Here is a 7,089-nt window from a genome sequence, read left to right on the forward strand (position 1 = left end):
CCCTCGGGGAGGGGCGCTTTCTTCCTGTCGAAACGCCTGCATGAAGACAGGCAGACAGGGAGTTCGTGATGACGCATGATCTGGTAATCAGGAACGGTTTTGTCGTTGACGGCTCCGGCGTGCCCGGCCGCGCCGCCGACATCGCCATTGATGGTGGCCGCATCACCGCCGTCGGCAAGATTTCCGGCAAAGGTGTCTCCGAGATCGACGCGAAGGGCGAGCTGGTGACGCCGGGCTTCGTTGATGTTCACACCCATTATGATGGCCAGGTCACATGGGGCGACACGCTGACCCCGTCATCGATTCATGGCGTCACGACCGCTGTCATGGGCAATTGCGGCGTCGGATTTGCGCCCTGCAAGCCGCAGGATCATGACCGCCTGATCCGGTTAATGGAGGGCGTGGAGGATATCCCCTTCCCTGTGCTGACCGCCGGGCTGCCCTGGGACTGGGAAAGCTTTCCTGAATATCTCGACAGTCTGTCGGACAAGGCGTTCGACATCGATTTCGCCGCCCAGCTGCCGCATGCGGCGCTGCGCGTCTATGTGATGGGCGAACGCGGTGCCAATCGCGAGGATGCAACGCCGGAAGACATCGCGAAGATGGCGCAGCTTGCAAGAGAGGCGGTCGAGGCCGGCGCGCTTGGCTTTTCCACGTCCCGCACGCTCAATCACCGCACGTCAGATGGCCAGCCAACGCCCACGCTGACCGCCTCTGAAGAGGAGCTCACCGGCATTGCCATGGCCCTGAAAGAGGTCGGCAAAGGCGTCCTGCAATTCGTCTCGGACTTCAACGACCCGCAGAAGGAAGCAGCCATGCTGCGCCAGATCGTCGAGCGTTCGGGGCGCCCGCTATCAGTCTCGCTCGCGCAATCCGATCTGGCGCCAGAGGGATGGAAGCGCCTCCTTGGCGCAATCGAACAGGCGGTTGACGGCGGCCTGCCGATGCGCGCGCAAGTCTGCGGCCGACCCGTTGGCGTGCTGCTCGGGCTTGAGCTCACCATGAACCCGTTCAGCGCTCATCCGGTCTATCAGGAGGTCCGGGACAAGCCGCTCGCCGAACAGGTCTCGGCGCTACGCGATCCAGACTTCCGCGCCCGCCTGCTCGCCAGCGAGCCCGACCCCAACAATCCGTTCGTCAAAAGCCTGCTGCGCCAGTTCGGGAAGTTGTTCACGCTGGATGCCGTGCCCGATTACGAGCCGGAGGCGGATCGCACGGTCGAAGCCATTGCGAGGGCGCGCGGGGTTACGCCGGAGGAGGCCGCCCTCGACCTGATGCTCGAGGATGACGGCCACAGCTTGCTCTACCTGCCCTTCCTCAATTATGCGCAGGGCTCGCTCGACCCGAGCCATGCCATGTTGTCCAGCAAGGCGACGATACCGGGTCTTTCGGATGGCGGGGCACATGTCGGCATGATCTGCGACGGCTCCTTCCCGACGACCATGCTCACCCACTGGACGAGGGATCGCACGCGCGGGCCAAAATTCCCGCTGGAATGGATCGTCAAACGCCAGACGGCAGACACGGCGCATTGGATGGGGCTCAATGATCGCGGATTGCTGCAGCCTGGTTTCAGGGCCGATCTCAACATCATTGATTATAACAATCTCACCCTGCACCGGCCGGAAATCCAGCGCGACCTGCCGGCAGGTGGACGGCGCCTCATGCAACGTGCGACGGGCTACACGGCTACCATTGTTGCCGGCGAAATCATCTATCGGGATGGCGCACCCACCGGGGCCAAACCGGGCCGGATTGTGCGCGGCGCGCAACACGCCCCGTCTATTTCGCGAATAGCGGCCGAATAGGTAAAATTTCACCGACCCGGCTAAACATTCAGAAAGCCGCTCTTACAAAACTTGCCTCGTCAGGTCGATGAGGAGGGGGAGATGTGATGAGCGAGGAAACGCTTCGGGCTATGCTGGTCGTCGGCATGAGCTTTGCCGGGATGGTTTCGCTGCGCGCCCTTTATGTCGTCATCTTCTACCAGTCCTGGTCGCTCGACGAGCTGCTGGGCTTCAGCGATGATGGCTGGGAAACGACGCACATGAAACAGAACCGCAGGGATTTCTGGCGCTAGGCTTGATCCGCCTTTATGATCTCATAGCCGATCGGCTTGTAATTGAAATTGTTGGACTGCCCGGCAGAACACGCGGTTAGCCCGACCACCAGGTCCATCTGCGCCTCCAGTACGAGCGCGTCGCCCGGCCGGCTCTTCGGCGGCAGCACCTTGATCTCGCCGGTTCTGCCATTCACATCGACGTGCATGAAGACATTGAAGGCAATCGGAATGCGGTCGCGGCTGATCCCGTGCGAGGCAAGGACGCGTGCCAGATTACCCTCGCAGCCCGGCGCCGGATCAGTGTCGCCATAGATGATGCGGAACGTGTCTTCCGAGCAGGGCGTGAGCGTGAAATCGTGCCGGCCGACATCATCCTCAACGATGCTGAACATCGGATTTGACCGATTTGAGTACAGCGTGTCGCCTTCGGTCAGGAACATCCGGCTGGCATAGTCAATGCTGCGCCCCGATGAGAGATACTCTTCCAGATCGGCTTCATTGAAGGCGACGAGATCGGCGACCTGCTCGCCCTCGGGATCTATGACTTTGAGCTTTTCGCCCGCCTTGACGGTAAAGGCCTGCGCGCTGCGCGGGTCGATAATTTTCATGGAAGAGGGTCTCTCGGAACAAACGGACATTCCCAGGTGTCGTCGAGCTTGCGGCCACTATACTGGAAGGCCTCGGAGGCCTCTCCGAAATTGGCGAGCATTGGATTGATATCGCCCTCGAGCGCAGCGTCTTTTGCGCGGATCGTACTCTGCAACTCGGCATATCGCCCGTCCTTGCGCAGCGCTTCAAACTGGTCGTGCGAATTGAAGACCAGAGCCGGCATCGGAAATCTGCGCGAGGCCCGGCTGGCATTGGGGTGAAGCCCAACGATGAAATATCCTGTGCCGCAAAGACTGAAGCTGAAATGCGCCGAGGACGGATCCCGGTCGACGGTCTTTGACCATTCAGACCCATAAGCGGCATCAATATTGTGCAGGGATTGAAGTTTATCCCACAGGCATTCTGCGAACTCGCCCTCTTCCAGATCGCGCGGTGTATCGAACAAGGCGACGAAGGACTGGACCGCTGCTTCGGTGGGATCCAGCTGATCGGAAAAGCGGCGTATCGCTTCGAATAGCGGCAGGTCATAAGTCGTGCGATCGAAGCTGTCTCCGACAAAATACTCGATCCGGCCCAGCCCCATAGCGCTTTTCGCGCCGACACAAGGAAAACCACCGTCGGAAACAGCGCTTTCAAAGTCTTCTATCAGTGTGGCGTGCCGCATTCGGATCTTCCTGTTGAATGTCAGCTTATCCAACTCTCAGGGCCACAATCGGGTTGCATCCATACGTTCAGACTTTGCGCCTGGTTAAGACAATGGCGGAAACCGTCGTCTCAGCTGGCTTTAACGGCCTGCTCCTCGATTCCGTCGAAGGAATCAGCGCGGGCGAGATCGGGGAAAAGACGCGTCCACAGGACCGCCGTCGCGATCGCCGCACAGCCGCCGAAGACGACAGCGCCGACTGGCCCGAGGAAGCGCGCGGCGACCCCGCTCTCAAACTCGCCGAGTTCATTCGAGGCCGAGATGAAGATGAAGGAGACTGACGAGACCCGTCCCTTCATCTCGTCAGGCGTCGCAAGCTGGATGAGCGAGGCGCGGACATAGACGGAAATCTCGTCGGCCGCGCCTGTGACCGCGAGCGCTGCAAAGGACAGCCAGAACATGTCCGACAGGCCGAAGACCAGAGTTGCAGCGCCATAAATGCCGACGGCCCACATCATCCACGGGCCGACATGCCGCGCCAGGGGGCGGGTCGCCAGGATGAATGCGACCATGACCGCGCCCACCGCCACGCTGGCCTGCAACAGGCCAAGGCCGACAGAGCCGACGAAGAGAATATCCCGCGCAAAGACAGGCAAGAGCGCCTTGGCGCCGGCAAAAAAGACCACCACCAGATCCAGCGAAATCGCGCCAAGCACGATCTTGTTGCGCCGGATATAGCCGAGCCCCTCAAACACCATCGACCAGCCGCGAACGTTCAGTACCTTCTCGTGCGGCGGGGTCTTCGCGGTAAACAAGGCGCCGAAAGAGAAGCAGGCGAGCACGATCGCTGTGACATACACGGCCTGCGCATTTCCGGCCGCATAGATGAGGCCGCCCAGCGCCGGGCCGGCAATCGTCGCGGTCTGAAAGCCGAGCGAATTCCAGGCAATCGCCGTCGGCAATTCCTTGCGCGGCACCAGCCTGGGGAAGAGCGAATTGGCGGCGGCCGGCACGAAGGCGTTCACGCAGCCGAGCGTCACAGCAACGCCGAAAATGATCGGCAGGGCATAACTCGCCGGCAGGAAGACCGAGGCCAGCAGCCCAAAGGAAACAAGGACCCGGACCGCGATGGCGATGAGCAGAATCATCTTGCGGTTCAGCCGGTCGGCCGCCTGCCCGCCAAGCAGGGAAAGCAGCAGCACAGGGAGAAATTGTGCGAGCCCCACGAGCCCCAGCAGAAAGGCTGATTCCTCAATGCTCCAGCCAAGCCCGCCCATCGCGGCGGGGTCGCGCGCGACATTATAGACCTGCCAGCCAATCGCCACCGCCTCCATCTGGCGCGCAGCCGCGATGGACACCCGCATCAGCCAGAAGTGCAGATACGGCCGATGTCTGAAGACCTGAAGGGAAGGAGCATTCGCCATGGAGCGCCCCTCCTAACGCGCTAGCCAATTCGCGCAATGACTAATCTTGTAAAGGTCACTTGACATGACAAGGTTGCTTGTCTAAATGTCAAGGAAACACGACAATCCGTCCTCGGAATGACAGACGGCAAACAAGGTCTCAAGCGCGTTTCAGACCACCTGGAGAAATTCAAAATGGCTCAGTATGGATTCAACGCCGCACGAAAGCGCTATCACCGCGTCTTCTGGCCGGCCATGGCTATCTATGTGGTGATCGTCCTTGGCGGCGCCTGGATTGTCGACAAGGAGACATCGCCCGCCTGGCTCGCAGCGACTGTCGCAGTAATGACGGCGCTGCCCGTCTGTCTTACCCTTTGGGCCATGGTGCGCTGGATGAGCGAAACCGATGAATATACGCGTATCAAACACCTGAAAGGCTTTGCGCGCGGGGCGGCGATAACGATCGGCGCGATCTTCGTCGTCGGCTTCCTGCAACTGTTCGAAGTGATCGGCAATTTTGAAGTGTTCTGGTTCGGCCCCGGCTTCTTCTTTGCCTATGGCCTGTCGACCTGCTGGTCGAACTGGTTCGGCACGACGGTGTAGCCGCCCAAGATGGACAAACTGATGGAGAGTTTGATGCAAGGCAACGTCAGCGAAGAGAAACCTGACCTGCAATGGCTCCGCTTTGCCGGCTGGTGCATGATCGCCATCACGTTCGTCGCGACGGGGATTTTTGCAGACTGGCTGCTCAATCATGGGCCCGTCTGGGCAGGGTCGACCCTTGGCGCCCTGCCACTGGCCTTCCTGTTCGCGCTCGTCGCACGAGGGCGAAACGACGGAGAGTTCGAGACCTCGATCAAGGTTACAGCCAGCACCACGGCAGGCCTCTGGACAGTGTTCTTTCTTGTATTCATGCGCGTCGCATCGCCGGTCACGAACAATGACGGCCTGCCCCTGCTGACCGCGCCCGGTCTCTACATGGCCGAATGGCTGCTCACGGCGCAATATGCCCGATGGCGCTTCGCGCGCGGGCCGGGCGCGTGAAGAACATCATCCGCACCCTGCGCGCCGAGCATGGCTGGAGCCAGGCGGCGCTGGCCGAGAAGCTCGACGTCTCACGCCAGTCCGTGAACGCGATCGAGACCGGCAAGTACGACCCGTCTCTGCCGCTCGCCTTCGCGATTGCGCGGCTGTTCGGAAAGTCGATAGAGGACGTCTTTCAGGATCCGGCAGCGCCGCAGGCCAAGGCGGCTGAATAGGGTCAGGCCGAACAGCTGCCGCCGCCGAGGACGCAGAAACTGGCGCACCAGGCATGGTTCAGCTGGACGGGCTCTTTCGTTGCGTCTGAGAGGCTTTCGCCAACCTCGAAGCGCTGATCATAGGCCAGCAGCGTACACGCCGTGACAGAAGCCTGACCCGCGCCCTTGCGCTTTACGACCATGCGCTGGCTCGCGCACATCATGTCGCCCGGGTCGACATCGAGAATGCCCCAGCAGGCGGTGGTGATCTCTGGCGGGCTGTCGCCGTCGACCATTTCCGGAAACAGGACAAGCTGTCTGGTATCGGATGGGTCGATTGAGAGGCCAAGCCTGGAGATCAGGCCGCCATAGCCGGACCGCGCGTCTGCCTCGCTCTCCGCCAGTGCCTGACGCCCGGCAATCGCAACGGTAAATCCGTTCTCGGCCAACCAGGCCAGCCCCTCACACGCCGCCTTGAAACTGCCCGCCCCTCGCTCGGCGTCGTGAGCGGCCTCTGAGTGGTGATCCATCGAAACGCGGAGCGTCATCTGCGCCCCATAACGCTCTCTCAGCTCAAGCAGGCCGTTCTGGATACGCGGGCGCATCATGGGCCGCATCGCATTGGTCAGCAGTAGCAGCGTGTGCCCGCGCGAGAGAACAGCTTCCATAATCGCCAGGATATCCGGGCACATGAACGGCTCGCCGCCCGTGATCCCGATCTCCTTGGCACCTTCCCCAAGCGCATCAATCTCGTCGAGGAAGGGCGTCACATCGGCGAGGCTCAGATAGACAAGATCATCATTCGTCGGCGAGCTTTTGATATAGCAATTGACGCATTCGATATTGCACAGCGTGCCCGTATTCAGCCAAAGCGTTTTGAGACCGCGCCAGTCGACGCTGGCCCGTTTTTCACCTTTCGCCGTGACAAAGGGATCATGAAATTTCATATCTATCAGCGTGGTGCTCGTCATCTGCCCGACATTAGGTGGGCAAGGCCGCATGACAAGAAGGGGCATGCACGCGCTCTCATAGTTGTGAAGCGTTACCCGGCGACTACGGGCGGCGCTACTTCGCGGGCAACCAGCTGAGGTCCATCTGCTCATATCGATTCACATAGCCGGAATGAGCCGAAAG

Annotated in this window: 9 protein-coding genes; 5 read left to right on the plus strand and 4 right to left on the minus strand. The window is 60.8% G+C overall.

All coding sequences use genetic code 11. The annotated features are described in order from the left end of the window. Nucleotides 1–68: 68 nt before the first annotated feature. Both WA989_RS02940 and WA989_RS02945 read left to right on the plus strand, forming a co-directional pair. Nucleotides 69–1,808, plus strand: a complete 1,740-nt coding sequence (locus WA989_RS02940; RefSeq protein ID WP_424339030.1) for an N-acyl-D-amino-acid deacylase family protein — start codon at nt 69–71, stop codon at nt 1,806–1,808. Between the two features lie 86 nt (nt 1,809–1,894). Next, nucleotides 1,895–2,080 (plus strand): hypothetical protein, encoded by a 186-nt coding sequence (locus WA989_RS02945; protein ID WP_424339031.1) that lies wholly within the window; start codon nt 1,895–1,897, stop codon nt 2,078–2,080. Here WA989_RS02945 and WA989_RS02950 read toward each other — a convergent pair. The 3 genes from WA989_RS02950 to WA989_RS02960 form a co-directional block, all read right to left on the minus strand. Further along, on the minus strand, nt 2,077–2,670 hold the full coding sequence (locus WA989_RS02950; protein WP_424339032.1) for a DUF1989 domain-containing protein: 594 nt from the start codon (nt 2,668–2,670) through the stop codon (nt 2,077–2,079). The genes WA989_RS02945 and WA989_RS02950 overlap by 4 nt on opposite strands. Further along, nucleotides 2,667–3,335, minus strand: a complete 669-nt coding sequence (gene gntA / locus WA989_RS02955; RefSeq protein ID WP_424339033.1) for a guanitoxin biosynthesis heme-dependent pre-guanitoxin N-hydroxylase GntA — start codon at nt 3,333–3,335, stop codon at nt 2,667–2,669. Before gntA ends, WA989_RS02950 begins: the two co-directional genes overlap by 4 nt. A gap of 110 nt (nt 3,336–3,445) precedes the next feature. Then, complete coding sequence (locus WA989_RS02960; protein WP_424339034.1) at nt 3,446–4,738, minus strand: MFS transporter; 1,293 nt, start codon at nt 4,736–4,738, stop codon at nt 3,446–3,448. Nucleotides 4,739–4,912: 174 nt separating this feature from the next. Here WA989_RS02960 and WA989_RS02965 point away from each other — a divergent pair, with 174 nt between their 5' ends. Genes WA989_RS02965 through WA989_RS02975 form a run of 3 tightly spaced genes read left to right on the plus strand, consistent with a single transcriptional unit; the run spans nt 4,913 to nt 5,976 of the window. Beyond that, a complete protein-coding gene (locus WA989_RS02965; RefSeq protein ID WP_424339035.1) occupies nt 4,913–5,320 on the plus strand; it encodes a hypothetical protein in 408 nt (135 codons plus the stop codon). 33 nt (nt 5,321–5,353) lie between these two features. Beyond that, on the plus strand, nt 5,354–5,761 hold the full coding sequence (locus tag WA989_RS02970) for a hypothetical protein (protein WP_424339036.1): 408 nt from the start codon (nt 5,354–5,356) through the stop codon (nt 5,759–5,761). After that, nucleotides 5,758–5,976 (plus strand): helix-turn-helix transcriptional regulator, encoded by a 219-nt coding sequence (locus tag WA989_RS02975; protein ID WP_424339037.1) that lies wholly within the window; start codon nt 5,758–5,760, stop codon nt 5,974–5,976. Before WA989_RS02970 ends, WA989_RS02975 begins: the two co-directional genes overlap by 4 nt. Nucleotides 5,977–5,978: 2 nt before the next feature. On the opposite strand, the gene WA989_RS02980 is transcribed toward WA989_RS02975, so the two are convergent. Beyond that, nucleotides 5,979–6,926 (minus strand): radical SAM protein, encoded by a 948-nt coding sequence (locus WA989_RS02980; protein ID WP_424339038.1) that lies wholly within the window; start codon nt 6,924–6,926, stop codon nt 5,979–5,981. Between the last annotated feature and the right edge of the window lie 163 nt (nt 6,927–7,089).

Origin of the sequence: Henriciella sp., from assembly GCF_049649345.1 — a bacterium.
Lineage (GTDB): Bacteria > Pseudomonadota > Alphaproteobacteria > Caulobacterales > Hyphomonadaceae > Henriciella.